Genomic DNA, 22,685 nt, shown 5'->3' on the forward strand with positions numbered 1-22,685 from the left:
TGAGCCTCCGTGTTCGACGCGACCACCCATGACCAAGGAGACCCACGTGTTGTCCGTACGACTACGACCACCGCGCCCGCGCGTACGCACCCGGCTGCTGAAATGGCTCACGCTGACGGTGGCACTGCTCACGCTGCCCGTCCTCGGAGTGCTCGCCACCGTTCCCGCCGACGCCGCCCCCGGCGCGTCCGCGGCCGCCGCGGCCGAACCGAACGTCGCCGGCGTCCCCGACAGCAGCTTCCAGAAGGTGCTGCTGAACAACTCGGGCGGGAACCCGCTGCAGTTGGACATCGCCGGTGACGGCCGGGTCTTCTTCATCGACATGCTCGGCGACGTGCGGATCATCAACACCGGCGGCACCACCGTGACCGCCGGGCATCTGAGCGTCTTCACCGCCAACGAGAGCGGCCTGCTGGCGATGGCCCTGGACCCGGCCTTCACCACCAACCACTGGATCTACCTCTACTACTCGCCCTCGTCGGCGAGCGTCGACCGGCTCAGCCGCTTCACCGTCAACGGCTCCACGATGGACATGTCCAGCGAGAAGGTCGTCCTAGAGATCCCCGTCCAGCGCGCCGAGTGCTGCCACCACGGCGCCGGCATGGCCATGGACCACAAGAACGGCAACCTGTGGCTCTCCGTCGGCGACAACACCAACCCCTTCGCCTCCGACGGCTACACGCCGATCGACGAGCAGGCCGGCCGGGCCAACTGGGACGCGCAGCGCACGGCGGGCAACACCAACAGCCTGTCGGGCAAGGTGCTGCGCATCCACCCGGAGGCCGACGGCACGTACACCATCCCCTCGGGCAACCTCTTCCCGCCCGGCACCGACAAGACCAGGCCCGAGATCTACGCGATGGGCTACCGCAACCCCTTCCGGCTGGCCCTCGACCCGAAGACCGGCTTCCCCGTGGTCGGCAACTACGGCCCCGACGCGGGCGCCGCCAACGCCGGCCGCGGCCCGCAGAACACCGTCGAGTGGGACCTGCTGAGCAAGCCGATCAACGCGGGCTGGCCGTACTGCATCGGGAACAACACCCCGTACATCGACTACAACTTCGCCACCAAGACCTCAGGCTCGGCCTTCGACTGCGCGGGCGGCCCGACCAACAACTCCCCGAACAACACCGGGCTGACCAAGCTCCCGCCGGCCACCCCGGCCGACGTCTGGTACCACTACAGCGCGGACCCGAACAACTTCCCGCTGCTCAGCGGCGGCGCCCCGATGGCCGGTCCGGTCTACCGCTACGACGCCGGCCTGGTCTCGGACCGCAAGTGGCCGGCCGCGATGGACGGGCAGGCGATCTTCTCCGAGTGGAACACCAGCAAGGTCTACACCTTCCACGTCAAGTCGGACAACACCGGCACCGACGACATCCAGACCTTCCTGCCGTCGGTGTCGTTCAAGAAGCCGATGGACATGAAGTTCGGCCCCGACGGCGCCCTCTACATGGTCGAGTGGGGCACCGGTTACGGCGGCAACAACGCCGACGCGGGCATCTACCGCATCGACTACCTCAACGGCGGCGCGCTGCCGGTGGCTTCGGCGAGCGCCAACCGCACCAGCGGTCCCGCGCCGCTCGCGGTGAACTTCTCCAGCGCCGGGTCCAGCGACCCGGCAGGCGGCTCCCTGACCTACCGGTGGGCCTTCGGCGACGGCGCGACCTCGACCAGCGCCAACCCCAGCCACACCTACAGCACGGTCGGCAACTACACCGCCGTCCTGTCCGTCACCAACAGCGCGGGCAAGATCGCGACCGCGAGCATCGACATCACCGCAGGCAACACCATGCCGACCCTGACCATCAGCGCCCCGCCCAACGGCGGCGTCTTCGAATGGGGTGACAAGGTCGACTTCGCGGTCAGCGTCACCGACCCCGAGGACGGCACAGTCGACTGCGGCCAGGTCAAGATCCAGGCCATCCTGGGCCACGACACCCACGGCCACCCGCTCGACCAGTACTCCGGGTGCAGCGCCACCGTCAGCACGACGCTGTCCAACGGCCACAGCGACGGCGACAACGTCTTCTACGTCATCGAGGCCAGCTACACCGACAAGGGCGGCAGCGGCGGTGCCGCGGCCCCGCTGACCGGCCGGGCGCAGATCACCCTGCAACCCAAGCACAAGCAGGCGGAGTTCTTCACCGACACCGGGCGGGCCGGTGACGGCCAGGGCACCGACACCCCGGGGGTCACCGTCGAGAACGGCGCCGACAGCGCCGGCGGCGGCCAGGACATCGGGTTCATCGAGGACGGCGACTACTGGAGCGTGTCACCCATCGCGCTCACCAACATCACCTCGATCGGCTTCCGCACCGCCTCGGCGAATGCCGGCGGGCGCATCGAGGTCCGCTGGAACTCCCCCACCGGCACCCTGCTCGGCACCGCCACCGTCCCGGCCACCGGTGCCTGGCAGACCTACACCGACGTCACCGCCAGCCTCGGCAACGTGCCGGGCGGCAGCGGCAAGGTGTACTTCGTCGCCCGCAACCCGTCGGGGCACACCGGCCCCGGTGCGCTGATGAACGTCAACTGGATGATGTTCAACGGCGCCGGAGTCGGCACCCCCGGCACCCCGGGCGGCGGCACCGGCATCAGCCTCAAGGCACACGCCAACGGCAAGTACGTGACCGCGCCGGGCACCACGCAGCCGCTGATCGCCGGCAGCACGACGGTGGGCACCAACGAGAAGTTCGACGAGATCGACCTGGGCGGCGGCAACATCGCGCTGCGCGCCCACGTCAACAACCAGTTCGTGACCGCGGAGAACGCCGGCGCCCAGCCGCTGATCGCCAACCGGGCGGCGCAGGGCTCCTGGGAGACCTTCCAGCTGATCCACAACTCCGACGGCAGCATCAGCCTCAAGGCCACGGTCAACGGCAAGTACGTGACCGCGGAGAACGCCGGCGCGGCGGCGCTGATCGCCAACCGGGACGCCATCGGCCCCTGGGAGGAGTTCGACCTGAACACCGGGTGAGCCACCGGCTGCCGACACGGAGCTGCCCCGGGCTGACGGCCCGGGGCAGCTCCATGCGGGGGTCTTCCACCGGCGCGGCGGCCTCAGGTGAAGGACGTCGGCAGGTACTGGTCCACGTTGTCCTTGGTCACGGTCGCCGAGAAGAGGGTGATGGACGTCGGCACCTCCTGCTCGACCAGGTCGCCCATGCCCTTGCTCTGGCCGATCAGCCGCGCCAGGGTGACCGCGGAGGCCGACATGCTCGACGGGTAGACCACGGTGGCCTTCAGCACCCCGCTGTCCGCCTTGATCTCCTGCATGGCGTGCTTGGAGCCCGCGCCGCCGACCATGAAGAACTCGCTGCGCCCGGCCTGCTTGATGGCCGCCTCGACACCGATGCCCTGGTCGTCGTCGTGGTTCCAGACCGCGTCCAGCTTGGAGCGGGCCTGCAGCACGTTGCTCATCACCTGCTGGCCGCTGTCCGCGGTGAACTGCGCGGCCTGCCGGATGCTCACCGAGAAGCCCGCCTTGGCCAGCGCCTCCTTGAAGCCCAGGCTGCGCTGCTTGGTGAGATCGAGGTTGTCGATGCCGGCGATCTCGCCGATCACCGGCTTGCTGACGCCCTTGGCCTTGAGCGTCTTGATGATGAACTGGGCGGCGTTGACGCCCATGCCGTAGTTGTCGCCGCCGATCCAGGTGCGGTAGGCGAGCGAGTTGTCGAAGACCCGGTCGAGGTTGACCACCGGGATGCCCGCGTCCATCGCCTGCGCGCCGATCGAGGTCAGCGCCTTGCCGTCGAAGGGCAGGATCACCAGCACGTCGACCTTCTTGTCGATCAGCGTCTGGACGGCGCTGATCTGCGCGTTGACGTCGTTGGTGCCCTCGGCTGCCTGGAAGCTGACGTCGGTGAACTGCCCCGCCTGCGCCTTCGCGTTCTTGGTGATCGCCGCGATCCAGCCGTGGTCGGCGGCCGGCGCGGAGAAGCCTATGGTGACGTGCTTGCCCGGAGTGCTGCCCGACGCTGCGGTCGTCGCCTTGACGTTGGCCTTGTCCGCGTCGCCGTTGGAGTTGCTGGTGCACGCCGAGAGCAGCAGACCGCCGCCCAGGGCGCCCGCGCCGAGCAGCATGTTTCTGCGCCCCATGGACGTGGGTCCGGTCTCTTTCATAGGGATGTTCCCTTCGAGGGTGGATGCGGGAAGGAAAAAGAGGAAAAAGGGGCGGCCGTGGGGTCAGGCCGGTGAGCGTGCACCGCGGGTGCGCTGCAGCAGGACGGCGGCCAGGATGATCAGGCCCTTGGCGATCTCCTGGATGTCCGTGGTCAGGTTGTTCAGCACGAAGATGTTGGTGATCGTGGTGAAGACCAGGACGCCGAGGATCGAGCCGAACAGCGAGCCGCGCCCGCCGGCCAGCAGCGTGCCGCCGATGATCACCGCGGCGATGGAATCCAGCTCGTAGAGGTTGCCGAGGTTGCTGGCGCCGCTGGTGGTACGGGCGGTGAGCATCACCGCGGCCACCCCGCAGCACACCCCCGACAGCAGGTAGAGCAGCATGGTGTGCCGGCGTACCGCGATGCCCGCCAGCCGCGCCGCCTCCGGGTTGCCGCCGACGGCGAAGGTGTGCCGGCCGAAGGTCGTACGGTTCAGCAGCAGCCAGCCCAGCACCACGATGGCGGCCATCAGGTAGACCAGCAGCGGGATGCCGAGGAATTTGTCGGTCGCGATCCGGTTGAAGGAGTCCACCGTGACGACCTGCGACTGCCGGTCGGAGATCCGCTCGGCGACACCGCGGGCCGAGGCCATCATGGCCAGCGTGGTGATGAAGGCGACGATCTTGCCGTAGGCGATCAGGATGCCGTTGAGCAGCCCGACGGCCGCGCCGACCACCACGGCGGTGAAGAGCATCCCGGCCAGGCCGTGCGACTGGGTGGCCACCGTGGTGCACCACACCGAGGCCACCGCGACGATCGCGCCGACCGACAGGTCGATGCCGCCGCCGATGATGACGAAGGTCTGGCCCACGGTGATGACGCCGATGACGGCGGCGCTGGTGAGGATGTTGACGATGTTGTTGCTGGTCAGGAAATTGCCGGAGGTCGCGGTGCCGACGACGCCCAGCAGGATCAGCACCACCAGCAGCCCGAGGCTGTGCATCTGGTGCAGCGGGAACAGCCGCAGCAACTGCCGGCCGAGCCCGCCGCCGGGTCCTGCCGCCCCCGGGTCCGGCCCCTCCTTCACCAGCGACGGCCTGGTCGCGACGCCGGCGCCCGACCCGGCTTGCGCGGGCAGCCCGGGGGCGTCCTCCTGCGCGGGTCTCGGCGTGGTCTGGTCACTCATGCGCGCTCTCTTCCATCACGAGGTCGAGTACGTGGGATTCCTTGAGCGAGGCGGCAGCGGCCTCATGGACGATCCGGCCCTCGCGCAGCACCAGGGCGCGGTCCGCGAGGCCGAGGACTTCCGGCACCTCGCTGGAGACGAACAGCACCGCGACCCCGGAGTCGGCCAGCTCCCGCACCAGTGCGTACAGCTCGGAGCGCGCACCGACGTCCACCCCCCGGGTGGGTTCGTCGAGCAGCAGCACCCGGCAGCCGCGCAGCAGCCAGCGGGCGAGCACCGCCTTCTGCTGGTTGCCGCCGGACAGCGTGCGGACCGCGCGCTGCGGGTCGGCGGGGCGCAGGTCGAGCGCGGCGACCCGCTCGGCGGCGGCTGCCGTCTCCCGGCGGCGGTCCAGCCAGCCGAAGCGGGAGAAGCGGCCGAGCGAGGAGATGCTGACGTTGCGTACGACGCTGTCCTGCAGGAAGAGCGCCTGGCTCTTGCGTTCCTCGGGTGCCAGGCCGACCCCGGCCCTGACCGCGGCGGTGACCCGGCCCGGCGGCAGCGCCTTGCCGTCGACCAGGACGGTGCCGGACGCCGGGCGGGTGGCGCCGTAGACGGCGTGCAGGATCTCGGAGCGGCCCGACCCGACCAGGCCCACCAGGCCGACGATCTCGCCCGCGCGGACGGTGAAGCTGACGTCCTCGAAGCTGCCGGGCTGCGTCAGGTGCTCGACCCGCAGCACCTCGTCGCGCTCGGGCGGTTCACCGCCCGGGACGCGCTGCGGGAAGTCGTACGCGCTCTCCCGGCCGGTCATCAGCGCGACGAGCTGGGCGGTGGGCGTGTCCGCGGGCAGGCCGCCGGCCACCGTGCGGCCGTCCTTGAGCACGGTGACCCGGGTGCCGATCGCGCGGATCTCGGCCATCCGGTGCGAGATGTAGAGGACGGCGACCCCGGCGGCGGTCAGCTCCCCGATGACCCGGAAGAGGTTGCCGACCTCGTCCTGGGTGAGGACGGCGGACGGCTCGTCCATCACGATCAGCCGGGTGTCGTGGGACAGCGCCCTGGCCATGCTGACGATCTGCTGCTGGGCCGGGGAGAGGCTGCCGACCTCCGTGCCGGGGGCGATCTCCGGGTGGCCGAGTGAGCGCAGCAGGTCGCGGGCGGCGGTGGCGGTCTCGCCGCGCCGGGTGAGGCCGAAGCGGGCGCGCTCGTGGCCGAGGAAGATGTTGTCGGCCACCGACAGGCCGTCGACCAGGTCGAGTTCCTGGTAGATGGTGGATATCCCGTGCCGCATCGCCGCCGTCGGGCTGGGCAGCACCACCGGTTCGCCGTCCCACGCCAGATCGCCGCTGTCGGGCTGGTGCGCACCGGCCAACACCTTGATGAGGGTGGACTTTCCGGCGCCGTTCTGGCCCAGTAGACAGTGCACCTCTCCTGGTTCGACGTCCAGATCGACACCGTCCAGCGCCTTGGCACCGGGAAATTCCTTGGTAATTCCCCGCATTCGAAGCAGAGGAGAACTCACATTGCCACCTTGGGAGGGGAGAACTGTGCGTGCCGGGAGAGACACAAAGCGTTCGTTCGTCAGTTCAGCGAACAAACTAATAAGGAGCGGGTAGGAGGGCAAGAGTGGGGACGGCACCAGTTTGGAAACCTGACGGCGCTTCACCGGCACCGCACGGGGCCGGCGTACGGCGGCCCCGGCGCCGGGCGCGCGCGGCGGTGTGACGCATCCGACTACCCCCGTGCAGACCGCCCTCCGGCGGAATGCGTAAGGTTTGCCTTGGCTTAGTCGCTGGGGCGGGCCGGACCTGCGGGCGTCGAACGGAACGGGATCAGCAGCATGTGGGACGACGCTTTTCCAAGCTTCCTCATCGGGCTGCGGGAGGGCCTGGAGGCCGGGCTGATCGTGTCCATCCTGGTCGCCACGCTGGTCCGTGCCGAGGCCAAGTCCCGGCTGCCGCAGGTGTGGACGGGCGTGCTGGCCGCGGTCGCGCTCTCGATGAGCTTCGGCGCGGTCCTCACCTTCACCGCGGCGAACCTGTCGGCCACCGCACAGGAGGCCTTCGGCGGCACCCTGAGCGTCGTCGCGGTCGCCTTCGTCACCGCCATGGTGTTCTGGATGCGCCGCTCGGCCCGCCACTTGTCAGGGGAGATCAAACAGAAGGTCACCGCGGCGCTCGCCATGGGCGGCGGGATGATGGTGCTGACCTCCTTCCTCGCCGTCGGCCGCGAGGGCCTGGAGACAGCGCTGTTCCTGTGGACCACCGGGCGTGCCGCGGGCGAGTCCTCGGGTCCGCTGCTGGGCGCCGCTATCGGCCTGGTCATCGCGGCGGGCCTGTGCTGGGGCCTGTACCGCCGGGTGCTGAAGATCAACCTGACCCGCTTCTTCACTGCCACCGGTGTCGTGCTGATCGTCATCGCCTCCGGCGTCCTCGGCTACGGCCTGCGCGACCTGCAGGAGGGCGGGGTGCTGCCGGGCGGGTCGGCCCTCGCCTTCGACCTGAGCGCCCACATCGACGCCGGCTCCTGGTACGCGGCCCTGCTCCAGGGCGTCCTGAACCTCACCCCCGCCATGACCTGGCTCCAGGTCGCGGCCTACGTCAGCTACCTCGCCACCGTCATGACCCTGTTCGTGCACGGTGTGCGGCAGCCGGCAGCCCAGCCGAAGCCCGCGCCCGCGGTCAAGGCCGAGTCCTCCGAGGCCGCTGCCGAGGACGCCACCGAGGTCAGGCCCGAGCCGGCCGCCGGGACCGCCACCCCGGCCGGCCCCGCCGAGCCGTCAGGGGCACGCGGCCGCCCGGTCTGGCTGGTGCCCGCCGCCGTGGTCGCGGTCCCTGCGGTCGTCGCCGGGCTGCTGGTCGCCTTCGGCGACGACAAGCCGGCGGCGGCGCAGACCGTCGCGGTCTCCGAGACCGACTGCGGCAAGGGCTTCACCGCCCCCCAGCCCGGCCGGCAGACCTTCCAGATGCACAACACCGGCACCAAGGCCTCCGAGGTCTACCTGATAGACCCGGCGAGCAACGCGGTCTACGGCGAGATCGAGGGCCTGGCCCCCGGCACCACGCGCGACCTGGTCGCCACCGTCGGCAGCGGCAGTTACGCCTGGCGCTGCGTGCCCACCGGCGGCAAGGCGGTCACCTCGGCCGCGGTGCGTGTGAAGGGCGGCGGCACCACCAAGGCCGTACTCCCGCTGGCCGAGTCGGAGCTGCAGGCGCCGCTGGCGGCGTACCGCTCCTACGTCGACGCAGGTCTCGCCGCCCTCCAGGGGCAGACCGCGAAGCTGCAGGCGGACATCGCCCGCGGCGACCTGGCCGCCGCCCGCACCGACTGGCTCACCGCACACCGCGGCTACGCCTCGCTCGGCGCCGCCTACGGCACCTTCGCCGACTTCGACGCGCGGATCGACGGCCGCAAGGACGGGCTGCCCGGCGGCGTCGCGGACAAGGACTTCACCGGCTTCCTGCGGATCGAGTACGGGCTGTGGCACGGCCAGTCGGCCGCCGTGCTCCGGCCGTACGCCGACCGGCTCGCCGCCGACGTGACCGGGCTGCGCAAGGCCTTCCCCACGCAGGACTTCGACCCCGCCGACCTGCCGCTGCGCAGCCACGAGATCCTGGAGAACACCCTCCAGTTCGAGCTGACCGGCGACACCGACGAGGGCAGCGGCAGCAACCTGGGCACCGCCGACGCCAACCTGGCGGGCACCAGGGAACTGCTGACCGTGCTCCGCCCGCTGCTCACCCCGCGGGCCGCCCCTGGGCAGCTCGCCGCGATCGACGCGGGCGTGGCCCGGCTGCAGGGCCTGCTGGACGCCGCCCGGCACGGCGGCACCTGGACGCCGGTCGAGGACCTCGACCCGGCCGCCCGCGCGAAGATCAACGGCGCCACCGGGCAGCTGCTCGAGGACCTGGCACCGGTCCCCGACCTGCTCGAAGTCCGCAAGTCCGCCTGAGCGGCGGGCCGCCCGCAGGCCCGCCCCCGTACCGCCGCACGCCGCAGGAAGGGAACCGCAGATGTCCGCCGAGACCCCACGCGCCGCCGAGGGAACACAGCCCCGGGGCAGCTGCCCGATGGGCGCGGGCCGCCGGTCCTTCGTGAAGTCCGCGATCGGCGCGGGCGCCGGGGCCGCGGCCCTGGCGGGTGGCGGCTTCGCGCTGACCAGCGCAGTCGGCGGCGACCACGCGGCGGCTGCCGACCACGGCGACGCGGGCCAGGCGCCCGCGGTGCCCTTCCACGGCGCGCACCAGGCCGGTGTCACCACCGCGCAGCCCGCAGCGGCGGCCTTCGTGGCCTTCGACGTCATCGCCGACACCGCGGCGGAACTGACCGACCTGTTCAGGACGCTGACCGAACGCGCCCGCTTCCTGACCGCCGGGGGCGCACCCGCCGACCTCGGCGTCGGCGCCCCGCCGTCCGACAACGGCATCCTCGGCCCGACCGTCCCCGCCGACGCCCTGACCGTGACCGTCGGCGTCGGCGCGTCACTCTTCGACGACCGCTACGGCCTGGCCGCCGCGAAACCCCGCCGGCTGGCACCGATGCGCACCTTCCCCAACGACAACCTCAAAGCCGAGCACTGCCACGGCGACCTCAGCCTGCAGATCTGCGCGGGCAGCACCGACACCGTGCTGCACGCGCTGCGCGACATAGCCCGGCACACCCGGGGCGCGATGCAGATCAAGTGGCGCATGGACGGCTTCCACAGCGCGCCGAGGCCGGTCGGCGCGCAGCGCAACCTGCTGGGCTTCAAGGACGGCATCGTCAACCCCGACGTGTCCTCGGGCCGCGAGATGGACCGGCTGGTGTGGGTCACCGACGCGCTCGGCGAGCCCGGCTGGGCGACCGGCGGCACATACCAGGTGATCAGGGTCATCCGGATGCTGGTCGAGTTCTGGGACCGGGTCTCGCTGACCGAGCAGGAGAAGATGTTCGGCCGCCGCAAGGACACCGGGGCGCCGCTGGACGGCGCGAAGGAGACCGACGCGCCCGACTACGCCAAGGACCCGCAGGGCAACGCGATCCCGCTGGACGCGCACATCCGGCTGGCCAACCCGCGCACCGCGAAGACCGACGACTCGCGCATCCTGCGGCGCGGCTACAACTACGACAACGGCATCGACGCGGTCGGCAACCTCGACATGGGCCTGGTCTTCTGCAGCTACCAGCAGGACGTGGTCCGGCAGTTCGAGGCGACGCAGACCCGGCTGATCGACGAACCGCTGGTCGACTACATCTCACCGGTCGGCGGCGGCTACTTCTTCACGCTCCCCGGCGCCCGCGACGCCCACGACTTCCTGGGGCGCGGCATGCTCGCCGGCTGATCCGCGCGGCGGCAAGGTCTACGGTGTATAGTTTACGCCGTATACCGATGCTGCTGCCGACAGACGGGCCGACGACGATGACAACCCAGACGATCGAGCTCTCCGCCGGGACCATCGACTACCAGGACACCGGCGGCGACGGCCCCGTCGTCGTGCTGCTGCACGGCCTGCTGATGGACGCGACGCTGTGGGACACGGTGACCGAGGAGCTGCGCGGCCGGCACCGCGTCCTGGTGCCCACACTGCCGATGGGCGCGCACGCCCGCCCCATGCACGACGACGCGGACCTCTCACCGCGCGCGCTGGCCCGCCTGGTGGGGGAGTTCCTCGAACGCCTCGGCCTGCGGGACGTCACGCTGGTCGGCAACGACACCGGCGGCGCACTGGTGCAGCTGCTGATCACCGAGGGCACGGAGCGCGTGGGCTCGGTGGTGCTGGCCTCCTGCGACGCCTACGACAACTTCCCGCCGGGCCTGACGGGCAAGACGGTCGTCCTGACCGGCAAGCTGCCGCCGGCCCTCTTCGGCCTGTTCATGCAGCAGATGCGGGTCAAGCCGGTGCGGCGGCTGCCGATCGCCTTCGGCTGGCTGACCAAGCGCGGTGACGCGGTCACCGCACGCTGGATGCGGCCGATCCTCACCCAGGCGGGGGTCAGGCGCGACGCGGTGAAGGTCCTGCGCGGTATCGCCGCGGACCGCCGCGTCCTCGAAACCGCTGCCGAGTCCCTGGCCGGCTTCGACCGCCCCGCCCGCGTCGTCTGGGCGGAGGACGACCGCGTGATGCCCCCGGACCACGGCCGCCGCCTCGCCGCCGCCCTCCCCCAGGCCCGCCTCGTCATCATCCCCGACAGCTACACCCTCCTCCCCCTCGACCAACCCGCAGCCCTGGCGACCACCATCCACGAGGCAGCCACGACCCCCTGACCACTCGTTCTTCCGCCCAAAAGGGGCGACCGCTTCGAGACGCCGCACCCTGCGCCGGCCCCCGGCAAGGGCACCTCACCCCACAAGCCGCTCCGCGGTGGCGTGGACCTTCGCGAGGGTCGCGAGCAGGGCGGCCCGCTCGTCGTCGGTCAGCTCAGCCGTGACCTTCTCCTCAAGGTCACGACGCCCGGCCTCGACCGGCTCGCGCAAAGCGCGCCCCGCATCAGTGAGCCACAGCCGCACGAGCCGGTTGTCGCGCTCGTCGCGGCGGCGTACGAGCAGACCCGACGCGGTCATCCGGTCAGCCATCTTGACCACCGTGGGCGTCGTGACGTGCAGCTTGGCCGCTACCTCGCCCGGCGTCCTGCCGTCCTGCTCCCACAGCGCGGCGAGCAGGTGGTGCTGGCCGTAGTGCAGGCCGTTGGCGCGCATGGCCTCGTCGGCCAGCGCACGCAGCACCTTGGTCGTCCTGCTGTGCAGGTCGAGGAATTCGGGCACGGCCCGCCTCCCGCCACGAATCGATTGACGGCTAATGATTAGCCGACTAGCGTTCCCCTCGGCAGATCATTAGACGGCAAACGACCCGAGGGGTTCCTCATGATACTGGTCACCGGCGGCACCGGAAACGTCGGCCGTGAGCTGGTCAGGCAGCTCGACGCGGCAGGCGCGGACTTCCGCGTCCTCGTACGGGACCCGGCCCGCGCCGCCGCCGTACTTCCGGCCGGCGCCGAGCGCGTCACCGGCGACCTGGCCGTACCGGCCACGCTGGCCGCGGCCTTCGCCGGGGCGGAGCGGCTGTTCCTGCTCACCCCGGGCATCGGCAGCGACACCACAGTGAACGCGGTCGCCGCCGCGCACACCGCGGGCATACGGCACATCGTGCAGCTGTCCTCGACCAACGTGCTGGGCGACCCGATGCCCGCGATGGGCCGCTGGCACCACGAGCGCGAGCAGATCGTCGGCGCCTGCGGCATACCGGCCACCGTGCTGCGGCCCGGCGGCTTCATGACCAACGCGCTGGACTGGCTCCCCACGATCCGCGAGGGCGGCTACGTCCTGGACCCGGTCGGCCCGGGCCGCATCGCACCGATCGACCCGGCCGACATCGCCGCGGTCGCGGCGCTGGCCCTCACCGGCGAGGGCCACGAGGGCCGGCAGTACGCACTCACCGGAGCCGAGGCCCTCACCGTGGCCGAGCAGGTGGCGGTCATCTCGGCCGCCGCGGGGCGGCCGATCGCCGTACGCCCCGCGCTGACCGAGCAGGAGGTGGTGGCCGCCCGCTTCCCCGACGGCGCGCCGCCCGCGCTGGCCGCGGCGCTGGTCGAAGGCTTCGCCCTGCTGCGCGCCGACACCGAGGGCCTGCGCACCGACACGGTGGAACGGCTCCTCGGCCGCAAGCCGGCCACCTTCGCGGACTGGTGCGCCCGCCATGCCGACGTCTTCCGGCAGGGGTCAGCGGGACAGTGAGGCCGCGTCACCCATCACGACGACCGGGTGCAGGGCCGGGTCGAGGGTCGCCAGCAGCTGCTTCATGTGCGTCTCGGACACGCTGACGCAGCCGTGCGTGGGGCCGCCGTGGTCGACGTGCAGCCAGATGCCGCCGCCCCGCGACTCGCCCATCGGCCGCGTCCAGTCCAGCGGCGAGACCCCGGTCTTGCGGTTGTAGTCGATCGCGACGACGTAGTCGAAGGACCCGGCCAGCGGCTCACCGCGGAAGCCGCGCCCGCCGACGTGGAATCCGCGCGAGTGGTGGTAGGGCAGCTTGCTGCCCGGGTCGGCGCGCAGGCCGCCCGCGTCGGAGAGGGTGAACACCCCGATCGGGGAGCGCAGGTCGCCGCCGTGGTGGTCGTCGGTCCAGCCGTCCTTGGCATTGTGCGCGGGCCAGGCGGCGCCCGGCTGCCAGCCGCCGTCCGCGGTCCGCAGGTAGAGGACGACCGTGGCGTCCGAGGAGTCCCGCGACCGCCCGGTCACCAGCACGACCTGCGAGGTCTGCTGCGGTATTCGCGCCAGCGTCTGCGGCCCGACGCCCGCCAGCTGCCGCGGCGGCGCGGTCGTGACGGTCGGCGCCTGCGCGGTCGTGGCGGCCGGGCCCGGCGGCAGGTCGTCGGCGACGGCCGGGGCGGCGGCCCGGTGCTGCGCGGCGGAGCCGAGGTGCGGTGTGCAGCCGGCGAGTACGGCGAAGGCCGCCGCGCCCAGCCCGGTCAGCAGGGCGCGCGGGGTGGGGGAAGGCATGGGTGGAGCCCTTCGGGTGCAAGGAGGGTGCGGAGGAGGGGGTCACGCGGACGGCGGCGGACCGGTGCCGCCCGCGTCGGGACCGCGCGGGGCGCGGCCGGTGCGTGAGTCAGTGCCCATACCTGTCCAACCGCCTGGCACCGCCCGCAGGTTGCCTCCCCATCGGCGCACGCCGGAGGATCAGCCGACGGCGAGCGGTTTGCCGCGTCTTCCCGTGAGGTGGAGCGCGAGCGCGATGTCGTGGACACCGTTGACGCCGTTGGCGCTCTCGGCGGGTGCGCTCCGTTGGATCGGGAGCGGGAGACCAGAGGCGAGCGCAGGCGCGACTCCGCCTTCCTGAGCGCGGCACGCACGGTCGTGTCGTGCACGCCGAGTTCGACTGCGGCTGCGGACACGTCGAGGCCGCGGTCGATCCAGTTCGTGACGACGCCGAGCAGGCGGTCTCCCGTCGCGTCGTCGCCCATCCGTGCCGGCAGGTCTCCGGCCCAGATCTGGAGATGGGCGCGGAGCTGTTCCGGCAGGGGGACCGCCGCCGGGGGCTCCGCGCCGGGTGCGGCTTCGACCAGGCTGTCGATACGCAGGGCGAGGTCCAGCGTCATGCGGGCGTCGAGCCGGTTCAGGTCCAGGCCGAGGGCGTTTCCCGCCATGCCGAACCGGGAGCCGACCGTGTTCCGGTGCAGCGCCAGCACACGTGCCGCACCGCAGGGTCCGAACGGCAGCCAGAACCTGAGCGTTTTCAGCAGGTCGGCCCGGCGCAGGTCCCGCCGGCCGCCCGGACCCCCGGCGCCTCCCAGGGGCGCCAGGCGGGCGGCGGCCCAAAGGCGGGCGGCTGCGGGGTTCAGCAGGATGATGATCTGACTGTCGTCCACGGGACATGCCGTGACCAGGGCCGAGGAGGCGATCGACAGGGGTGCGGCGGCACACTGGGCCGGCAGCACCTGACCGGACATGAGCATCTGCGGCACCGCCGCCCGATAGGGTGTGCCCCGGCATCGGTGCCGCGTTCTTCCAGCCAGGTGCCCAGGACGGACCCGGCTCACCAGGGCGGTCGCCTCGGTGACCGGGGCGGGCCAGGACGCCCGTGCGGGCCGGGCGACGACCAGGACGTGCGGCGGGTTCGGGCCGAGCGCGTACATCCGCAGGCTGTGCGCGCCGACGTCGGCCGCCACGACCTGCACCCGGCCGTCGCCCAGCGCTGCTCCGCCGGGACCGCCAGGCCCGTGAGGTCGGGTTGCCGTTACGGCTCGGTCAGGCAGACGCGGCTGCCCGTGACCTGGGAGAGCCAGTCCACCACGCCCTGCACGCTGTCCACGTTCCAGGTGAGGTACGCGGCACGGGTGGCAAGGTCCTTCAGACGGGCGCCGCCCACCCGGCCCCGGCGGCACCGGAAGCAGCCGGGGCCGGCCCGGGACACAGGGCTGCTCAGTGGGAGAACCCGCAGAAGAGCGAGCCGGCACCCTTCAGCCGCTGCATCATCGGGGCGACTTCGAGGTGCTGGATCTCGTCCATCTTGCCGAGGCGGAGGGACATGTAGTCGTACAGGCCGTCGATGTCCCCGCACGCGACACCGGCGACGAGACTGACCGAACCGGTCGTGGCCGACACGAAGCTGACTTCCGGATGGGTGGCGATCTCCCGTCCGATCCGCTCGACAGCGGACGGGCGGGCGGAGATCCACAGCACCGCCTCCGCCTGCAGCCCCATGAACTCGGACTTGATCTCGACGTCGAAGAAGAGCGCACCCGTGGCCCGCAGATTCTCCACGCGGCGCTGCACAGTTGACGGGGACCACCCGGTCATCTGGCCGAGCTGCGGATAGCTCGCCCGGCCGTCGACCGCCAGTTCCGACATGATCAGGACATCCGCCTCGCTCAGTCTCACCGGTCCGAAGGACTCGGCTGTCGGAAGGCGAAGCTGCTTGACCTGCACCGGGTCAAGGGTGTCCGCTCCGAGGAACCAGTTGACGGCGCCCCCGAGATACGTGCGGAGCACACAGTAGGCCCTCACCGAGACGACCTTGGGGGTGCGCAGGAGCTTGTCGACGAGCGGGGCCTCCGCCAGGCGGAATCCGACGGTGCGGACGGAGCACACGATCTCCGTCCCCGCCGAGGCCAGGCTCACCCAGGCCGTGTCCGAGCGACGGGCGATGACCCCGGCAAGCGAGGCTGCGGCATCGGGAACACACTGGATGCGCAGCAGCCAGACGGCCTGGCCCAGCCGCTGGGCGTTGGGCACGCCGACCACCCGCAGGGCCCCGCTCGCCTGCATCCTGCGGTAGCGCCGTGCCACCGTCTGATCCGAGACACCGAGTACCCCGGCGATCACCTTGAACGACGCCCGCCCGTCCAGATGAAGAGCGTGGACGATCTTTCTGTCGAGCGCTTCGACGTACACCGGATCCATCACAGAGCGGTCCCCAGGAGAGCGAGGGCGGCCCACATGATCTTGTGGTCGTGGGCGAGTGCGCACCCGTGGCGCCGGCACATCCCGGCGACGATGTTCAGGCCGCGGCCCGACTCCGCGGTGTCGTCGGGCGTGCCGACAATCCTCCACTGACGCAGAGCGGTGCGGGTGTGCAGCCGCGCCGCCCTCGCGGACGGCTCGGCCAGGGGGAGCGTGAGCCATCCGGTGTGCCGGGCGCCGGCCTTCGGCTCGGGTGCCGGCGTACCTGCGACGACGGCGTCGTCCGTAATCCCCACAGCTGCGCTACCAGTCACCAAGACCACCCTCCGTGGTGCGTGAGCCATCGACGTTAGGAGCACGCGACCGACATACCAACGTTGTCCGTGCACACTTGGCGGCGCGATCGCGCTCCGTCTGCACATTCGGGCGCCCCGGCTGTGCATGTCGAGCGTCGGCCGCGCACCGGATCCTCCGGATGCACAACAGCGCGCCAGCGACGCACGGGCAGGCCGCGACTCGGGTGGACATGGCATGTCCGGCTGGTTCCTGGATCGCCCGACCGTTCCGGCCACCGGTGCGGCGGCCGGTACCGGGGCGCGGAAGGGGGCGGGGTCGGACATGTGCTCGCACGCGTCGAGCGGGCAGCCCGTGCCACCGCAGGACATACAGCGGTCGCTCGGAGAGCCGCCGCCAGATCGTACGGGGGAACGACTGACGGCGGCCCGCCCGGGGGATGTGCGACATCCCCCCGTCTCACCTCGTCAGGTGCCCTCGGCGAGGCGTTGGATGAATTCTGCCTCCCCAAGATCACGTTCCCGACCGCCACGGAGCGGGAATGCAGGATTTCCCCCGCAGCGTCCGCAGGTTGACGAAAACGGGCGGCCTTCGCGCCGGGAGTGGGAAATTCCGCCCCCGGCCGCACGGGCGCCCCGACTGCCGGCGGGCGGGGCAGGAGCCGGCCGCTCCCGGCCACCGCCGCCGACTGTTTGCGTCAGCTCAGGCTCGCGGGCGTCGGATCCCTGCGGAATTCGATCTGCATCTGGACCTCCCGCCACCGCGAACGGATTCTTCGACCTCGACCGGGCGGCACCCGCGCGGCCATGGAGCCGGCTCATGGCACTTCGATGAGCAGGAGCAGAGACATGCAGCGCAAACTGATGGGAATAGGGGCAACCGTCGTCGCGGCGGTCGGGGCGCGCGTGTTCGCGACGTCGGCGTCTGCCAGCGTCGCCCCTCCCGTCGACCGCCTCGCAGCACGACATCCCCGAGGGCGGAACGCTGGTGCAGGTGTCCGTCTGGGGGCCGGGTGACCAGGCCACCTCCACGAAGTACACCTTCACCAACGACCACTGAAGCACCATACGGCCGGGCTGAGCGGTGGGCCGGGAGACCGGCCCGCCGTCAGATCGTGCGGCTGCGTGCCATCCGTCAGGTGGCGGCCGATGTGTGGGGACATCGCTCGGAAAACGAGGCGCTGGACGCAGATTCCCGCGCTCGGTGACGGGGCCGTTGACGGCGTACAACCCCCTGGTTACGATCCACGGTCGTACGAGATCCGTACTTTATTTTCGCCGTACGAGAGTCCGTCACGCACTGATGTGAATCCAGGAAACGCCGTCCGACCGCCCGGCATGGGCGGTTCCCCTCCGGTCAACGTGAGGCCACACATGCGTATCAGACAGAAAGCTGCCGTCGCGGGGATATTCACCCTGCTTTCGGCAGTCATCGCGGCGGGCACCGCAGGCGCGGCGCCCGGTGCGCAGGCCGGCACACCACCCGGCGGCGCTCCCCCGGCCGCGGCGGCACCGGGGGCGCCCGCGGTGAGGAGCGGGGGTCCTGCGGACCGGGCACTCGCGCCCGACCGCGATCTGGCCAAGGGCTGGAAAAGCTCCCGGGACCGGGCGGTGACCCTCGCACCCGACGCCGACGGCCTGCACGTCCTGGCCGCCGACAGCACGGACGCCTACGCCTGGCACACCGTCACCACCCTGTCGGAGAGCGGCTTCGACACCGACCTGTGGATCGGCAACTACTGCCTCGCCGACCGCGCCCACGCCTTCGTGGTCTACGCGCCACGGGCGTTCACCAACACCGAGAACCTGATGGAGCGCGGCGCCTTCACCGCCGTCGTCGATCTCGACACCGGGGCGGTGCGGAAGCTGCCGCTCAACGGCACACTCGCCTACTTCGACCCGGCCTGCGACACCGCGTCGCACAGCGCGGTCTTCACCCAGGTCGCGGACGGCAGCACCCGCCTGGTCACCGTCGACACCGCCGGCCGGACGGTGGCCACGACCACCGCAGCGGGCGAGATCACCTCGGCCGTTCCCTCGGGCACCGGCCTCCTGGCCGCCGACGGGCACCGGGTGGTGCGGATCGACCGGCAGGGCCGCAAGACCACCGTGGCGACGACGTCCGGCGTCCCGTCCGCGATCCACCAGGACTCCGGCGGCGGCGTCGACTTCCTCGACCGGACCGCGAGCCAGGAGTCCGCCCGCCGCACGGCGGGGGGCACCACCCGGATCCTCGCGACGGGTGCGATCGGCTCGCTGGGGCTGGACCAGGGCCTCGCCGGCCAGGTGTTCCTGACCGGCGCGCCCACGACCACGTCGTCGCTGCCCTCCCAGGTGCGGCGGGTGGCGGCGCCGGCCGGTGGCGACCTGTCCAGCGAGGGCCGGCTCTCGGTGGCCCAGGCGATCTCCCCCGGCCTGCGCACCCACGTCGAACACCCCGTCGCCGGGACGGGGACACCGCCGGCCGACGGCACCGTGCAGATCTCGGCAAAGGTCACCGGCACCGCCAGGACACTCGACTTCGCCGCCGACCCCCGTCCGGCGACGGCCACTGCGGCAGGCGGCGGCAAGGCGCAGTCGCCGTCCCTGACCGGCGGCCCTGGCACAGGCGCAGGCACGGGCAAGGCCAGGGCGGTGCCGAACGCCGGGTCCCCGACCTCGACGGTGGACACCGACCGCACCTGCGCGATCGCCCGCAACGACCCGACGCTGCAGGCGTACCAGCCGACGCCCAACCAGGTGGAGTGGGCCGTCGACATGGCGATCCGCGGCGACCTGACCTCGACGTACCTCCAGGAGACGGACTGGCGTTCCCGGGAGGGCCTGGGCAGTTCCAACCCTCAGGGGATGTTCCCGCTGCCCCCGCTGACCGGCGGCGGGCGCATCCCGGCGCAGGTGCTGCTGGGCATCCTCACCCAGGAGTCCAACCTGTGGCAGGCCGAGAGCGGCGCGCTGCCCGGCCAGTCCTCCAGCCCGATCACCGGCAACTTCTACGGCCACGACAGCGACGCCACCGGCCAGGGGGTCTGGAAGATCGACTGGTCGAACACCGACTGCGGCTACGGCATCGGGCAGATCACCGACGGCATGAAGATCGGGTCGACGTCGCTGACCGCCGCCCAGCAGAAGGCCGTGGCGCTCGACTACGCGGCCAACATCGCTGAGGCCGCCAGGATCCTGGCCACCAAGTGGAACGAACTCCAGGCCTCGTCGGTGAACATCACCATCAACAACAACAGCGCATCCGCGATCGAGGACTGGTTCGCGGCGGTGTGGGACTACAACTCGGGATTCAACCCGCCGGGCCAGGACCCCTCCGGCTTCTGGGGACTCGGGTGGCTCAACAACCCGGCCAACCCGCTCTACCCGCCGGACCGGCACGCGTTCCTCGACGGCAACACCTACGCCGACGCGGCACACCCCGAGCGCTGGCCCTACGAGGAGAAGGTGATGGGCTGGGCGGCCTGGCCCATCGACACCGGGCACTCCTACACCAGCGACGGCCACGAGCAGCTGCCGACCGACTCCGGCTACGGCACCGCCGGCTACACCGCCGCCTGGTGGGCCGGGGACAACGCGGACGTCGCCAACTACAACCGGAGCATGGTCAAGCCGCCGCTCGACACCTTCTGCCAGCCGGGCGTCAACGACTGCGACGTCAGCAGCCCGCCCACGTGCGAGACCGACGGCCTGCACGACAAGACCTGCGACCCCAAGCACTGGTGGAGCAAACCCGCCACCTGGAAGACGGACTGCTCCACCACCTGCGGCCACGAGTCCCTCAAGTACGTGACGCTGCGCACGGAACCCGGCAACGCGGACAGCGCCACCCCCGACTGCAACCCCAGCAAGATCCCCGCCAACTCGCTGCTCATCGACTCGGTCTCCGGCACCGTTCCGCCGCTGCGCAGCGGCTGCACCAAGACCTGGACCGACGCCGGCACCCTCTCGTTCAGCTTCGACGCGGACAGCGACAACCACTACGAGGCCAAGGCGGACCTGCACCAGATCGGCGGCGGTTTCGGCGACCACTTCTGGTACGCCCACACCCGCAACTCCGACACGGGCGTGGTCAAGACCAACGACCCGATCACCGACTACTCGCTGCCGCCGAAGGCCCAGGGCGCCATGGCAATCCGCGGTACGTGGCAGCTGTCGCAGAACATCAGCAAGTGGGCGCGGGTGTGGGTCCACATCCCCGCCACCGGCGCCACCAGCCAGCAGGCCATCTACGCCATCCACACCGGCAGCACCAGCGGTCAGCCCAAGTACCGCATGGTGAACATGTCCGTGCGCAAGGACGTGTGGGTCCAGCTCGGTGTGTTCCAGTTCTCCGGGACGGGGCCGCAGGGTGTGGAGCTGACCAACTGGACCTACGACGGCACCGCCGACGACGACGTCGCGTGGGACGCGGCCGCCATCCAGCCGCTGCCGGGCAAGCCCGCCAACTTCGTGGTCTCGATGGGCGACTCGTACTCCTCCGGTGAGGGGGCCGCCGACGGCGACGGCGACTACTACTCCGAGACCAACTGGCGCACCAGCACCGACGCCAACGGCTGCCACCGGTCGTTCTACTCCTGGGCACGCTGGGCGACATTGCCCGGCACCTCCTCCAACGTGGGCTACCTCGCGGACTCGGCGGACCCGGGCATGGACTTCCATCAGGTCGCCTGCTCGGGTGCGCAGACACCGAGCCTGTCCTCACTGGATCCGTCCGAGAGCAACGACCTCGCCGCCAACGACGACTTCAACGGAAACTTCTTCGGCGAGCTGCCCCAGATCCACCAGGGCTACCTCGACGAGAACACCACCCTGGTGACCTTGACCATCGGCGGCAACGACGCGCGCTTCGGGCCGGTGATGGCCCGCTGCATGCTGGCGACGGCGGCCACGAACTGCGCGAGCAACTCCTTCAAACCGCCCAACGCCACAGCGGACGAACAGCGCACCGACCGCTGGCTGACCGGCTACGGCAACGCCGCGGGTGATCCGCTCGACGAGGCCATCCCGCTGATCATCGACAACGTGGCGGTGGTGGGCGCCGCGGAAGCGATCGGCGCGATCCGGGCGAACGCCCCCAATGCGAAGATCGTGATCCTGGGCTATCCGCGGCTGTTCGAGAACCAGGGGTCGTGCGTACGCAGCGGGCCCGGCATCCTCAGCCCGCTGGGGCTCTCGGCCGGCTCCGTGGCCTTCCTCAACGAGATGGGCGACTACATGAACACCCAGCTCAAGGCCATGGTCACGCAGATGGTCCAGAACGGCGACCACAAGCTGGTCTTCGCCGACCCGACCGCGGCCTTCGCGGGCAGGGGCGTCTGCGGCACCGACCCGGCGATCAACAGCTTCCGCACCACGCTGAGAGCCAGCGACACCGCCCAGCTCTTCGGCCTGATCAAGATGTCCGCCGAGTCCTTCCACCCCAACAAGGCAGGAACCCAGATCTACGCACAGGTCCTGCAGGACGCCCTCAACCAGTGACGCACCGGCCAGGCCGCGCGGCGGGGGACAGGAGGAGGAGGGACGATGCACCCGGCACAGGCGGTACGCAAGACCGCCCTCGGGCTGCTCGGCCTGCTGCTGATCCACGGCCGCGCGGTCCGGGACGCCGCGACCTGCGGCATCCCCAGCAACGCCCGGCTGCACCTCGCGGTCCGGTCCCGGCAGGTCCGCCGGGCCCGGGCCGCGGCCCGGGCGGAGCTGCGCGAGCGGGTCGCTGCAGTCGCCGCCGCGGTCCCCTCCGCCCGGCTGCTGTGCGTGCGCATCGACGACCGGGCGCTGCGCCCGCCGCGGTACGCCCCCCGGATCGGCGGTCCACCCGGCGGCCCCGAGGGGCCGGCGCTGACCTGCACCGTCTTCGCCGAGGCGTACTTCGGTACGGACGCGGCCCCGGAACAGGTGGCGGCCGAACTGGTCGCGGGCCCCACCGGTGCCTGGCGGCGGCGCGGCAACTCCTGGATCTGCGAGCCCTTCGCCCACTGGGAGTCGGACCTGCAGGACCGCCCGCTGCGCTGGCGCCGCGGCCCCAGCCCCCGCGCCCTCGCCGTCATCCGCCGCGACGAGCGGACCGAACCCGCCGGCTGGTCGATCTCCGACGCCCGCAGCCGGCACCGCACGCTGCTGCGCTGGAGTTCGCACACCGGCTACCTCACCCTGCCCCGCCACCCGTGGCGGCGGGCGCTGCGTCGGGCGGACGCCCGCTGAGCAGGCAGGGCCGCCCCACCTCATGTGTATCTGCG

16 protein-coding genes are annotated in these 22,685 nt (G+C 71.4%); 7 read left to right on the forward strand and 9 right to left on the reverse strand.

Annotation, left to right across the window (positions count from 1 at the left end; translation table 11 throughout):
• Window positions 1–28: 28 nt before the first annotated feature.
• On the forward strand, window positions 29–2,980 hold the full coding sequence (locus tag JT723_RS19865; RefSeq protein WP_205046055.1) for a PQQ-dependent sugar dehydrogenase: 2,952 nt from the start codon (window positions 29–31) through the stop codon (window positions 2,978–2,980).
• Between the two features lie 83 nt (window positions 2,981–3,063).
• On the opposite strand, the gene JT723_RS19870 is transcribed toward JT723_RS19865, so the two are convergent.
• The 3 genes from JT723_RS19870 to JT723_RS19880 form a co-directional block, all read right to left on the reverse strand.
• Window positions 3,064–4,125, reverse strand: coding sequence for a substrate-binding domain-containing protein (locus JT723_RS19870; RefSeq protein ID WP_205046056.1), 1,062 nt, complete (start codon window positions 4,123–4,125; stop codon window positions 3,064–3,066).
• A 63-nt stretch (window positions 4,126–4,188) separates the two neighbouring features.
• Window positions 4,189–5,292 carry an ABC transporter permease gene (locus tag JT723_RS19875; protein WP_240165892.1) on the reverse strand — a complete coding sequence of 368 codons (1,104 nt, stop codon included), beginning with the start codon at window positions 5,290–5,292 and terminating at the stop codon, window positions 4,189–4,191.
• Window positions 5,285–6,775 (reverse strand): sugar ABC transporter ATP-binding protein, encoded by a 1,491-nt coding sequence (locus JT723_RS19880; protein WP_205046057.1) that lies wholly within the window; start codon window positions 6,773–6,775, stop codon window positions 5,285–5,287. Before JT723_RS19880 ends, JT723_RS19875 begins: the two co-directional genes overlap by 8 nt.
• 339 nt (window positions 6,776–7,114) lie before the next feature.
• Here JT723_RS19880 and efeU point away from each other — a divergent pair, with 339 nt between their 5' ends.
• The 3 genes from efeU (at window position 7,115) to JT723_RS19895 (ending at window position 11,518) form a co-directional block, all read left to right on the forward strand.
• Entirely contained in the window at window positions 7,115–9,226 is a 2,112-nt protein-coding gene (gene efeU / locus JT723_RS19885; protein ID WP_205046058.1) for an iron uptake transporter permease EfeU, read from the forward strand.
• A 61-nt stretch (window positions 9,227–9,287) separates the two neighbouring features.
• Window positions 9,288–10,595, forward strand: coding sequence for an iron uptake transporter deferrochelatase/peroxidase subunit (efeB, locus tag JT723_RS19890; RefSeq protein WP_205046059.1), 1,308 nt, complete (start codon window positions 9,288–9,290; stop codon window positions 10,593–10,595).
• A gap of 47 nt (window positions 10,596–10,642) precedes the next feature.
• Window positions 10,643–11,518: an alpha/beta fold hydrolase gene (locus JT723_RS19895; protein WP_240165893.1), complete on the forward strand. Its 876-nt coding sequence runs from the start codon at window positions 10,643–10,645 to the stop codon at window positions 11,516–11,518.
• Between the two features lie 75 nt (window positions 11,519–11,593).
• Here the strand turns inward: JT723_RS19895 and JT723_RS19900 are convergent, their stop codons facing one another.
• The gene (locus tag JT723_RS19900; protein ID WP_205046060.1) at window positions 11,594–12,016 is read right to left on the reverse strand and encodes a MarR family winged helix-turn-helix transcriptional regulator; all 423 of its coding nucleotides are present in this window, start codon (window positions 12,014–12,016) and stop codon (window positions 11,594–11,596) included.
• Window positions 12,017–12,115: 99 nt separating this feature from the next.
• On the opposite strand from JT723_RS19900, the gene JT723_RS19905 reads away from it, so the two are divergent.
• The gene (locus JT723_RS19905) at window positions 12,116–12,985 is read left to right on the forward strand and encodes an NAD(P)H-binding protein (protein ID WP_205046061.1); all 870 of its coding nucleotides are present in this window, start codon (window positions 12,116–12,118) and stop codon (window positions 12,983–12,985) included.
• Here the strand turns inward: JT723_RS19905 and JT723_RS19910 are convergent.
• From JT723_RS19910 to JT723_RS19925, 5 genes are all read right to left on the reverse strand, one after another.
• Window positions 12,971–13,750: a L,D-transpeptidase family protein gene (locus JT723_RS19910; protein ID WP_205046062.1), complete on the reverse strand. Its 780-nt coding sequence runs from the start codon at window positions 13,748–13,750 to the stop codon at window positions 12,971–12,973. The two genes, JT723_RS19905 and JT723_RS19910, sit on opposite strands and share 15 nt — an antisense overlap.
• Window positions 13,720–14,919: a helix-turn-helix domain-containing protein gene (locus JT723_RS19915; protein WP_205046063.1), complete on the reverse strand. Its 1,200-nt coding sequence runs from the start codon at window positions 14,917–14,919 to the stop codon at window positions 13,720–13,722. The genes JT723_RS19910 and JT723_RS19915 overlap by 31 nt, the downstream gene beginning before the upstream one ends.
• Before the next feature lie 68 nt (window positions 14,920–14,987).
• The gene (locus tag JT723_RS35835) at window positions 14,988–15,119 is read right to left on the reverse strand and encodes a hypothetical protein (RefSeq protein ID WP_265749707.1); all 132 of its coding nucleotides are present in this window, start codon (window positions 15,117–15,119) and stop codon (window positions 14,988–14,990) included.
• 53 nt (window positions 15,120–15,172) lie between these two features.
• Complete coding sequence (locus JT723_RS19920; protein ID WP_205046064.1) at window positions 15,173–16,144, reverse strand: Lrp/AsnC family transcriptional regulator; 972 nt, start codon at window positions 16,142–16,144, stop codon at window positions 15,173–15,175.
• 8 nt (window positions 16,145–16,152) lie between these two features.
• Complete coding sequence (locus JT723_RS19925) at window positions 16,153–16,449, reverse strand: hypothetical protein (RefSeq protein WP_205046065.1); 297 nt, start codon at window positions 16,447–16,449, stop codon at window positions 16,153–16,155.
• Window positions 16,450–17,820: 1,371 nt separating this feature from the next.
• Between JT723_RS19925 and JT723_RS19930 the strand changes: the two genes are divergently transcribed.
• Both JT723_RS19930 and JT723_RS19935 read left to right on the forward strand, forming a co-directional pair.
• Entirely contained in the window at window positions 17,821–21,927 is a 4,107-nt protein-coding gene (locus JT723_RS19930) for a GDSL-type esterase/lipase family protein (protein ID WP_205046066.1), read from the forward strand.
• Window positions 21,928–21,972: 45 nt separating this feature from the next.
• Window positions 21,973–22,650 (forward strand): hypothetical protein, encoded by a 678-nt coding sequence (locus tag JT723_RS19935; RefSeq protein ID WP_205046067.1) that lies wholly within the window; start codon window positions 21,973–21,975, stop codon window positions 22,648–22,650.
• Window positions 22,651–22,685: the final 35 nt, after the last annotated feature.

Source organism: Actinacidiphila bryophytorum (genome assembly GCF_016916835.1).
Taxonomy (GTDB): Bacteria; Actinomycetota; Actinomycetes; order Streptomycetales; family Streptomycetaceae; genus Actinacidiphila; species Actinacidiphila bryophytorum.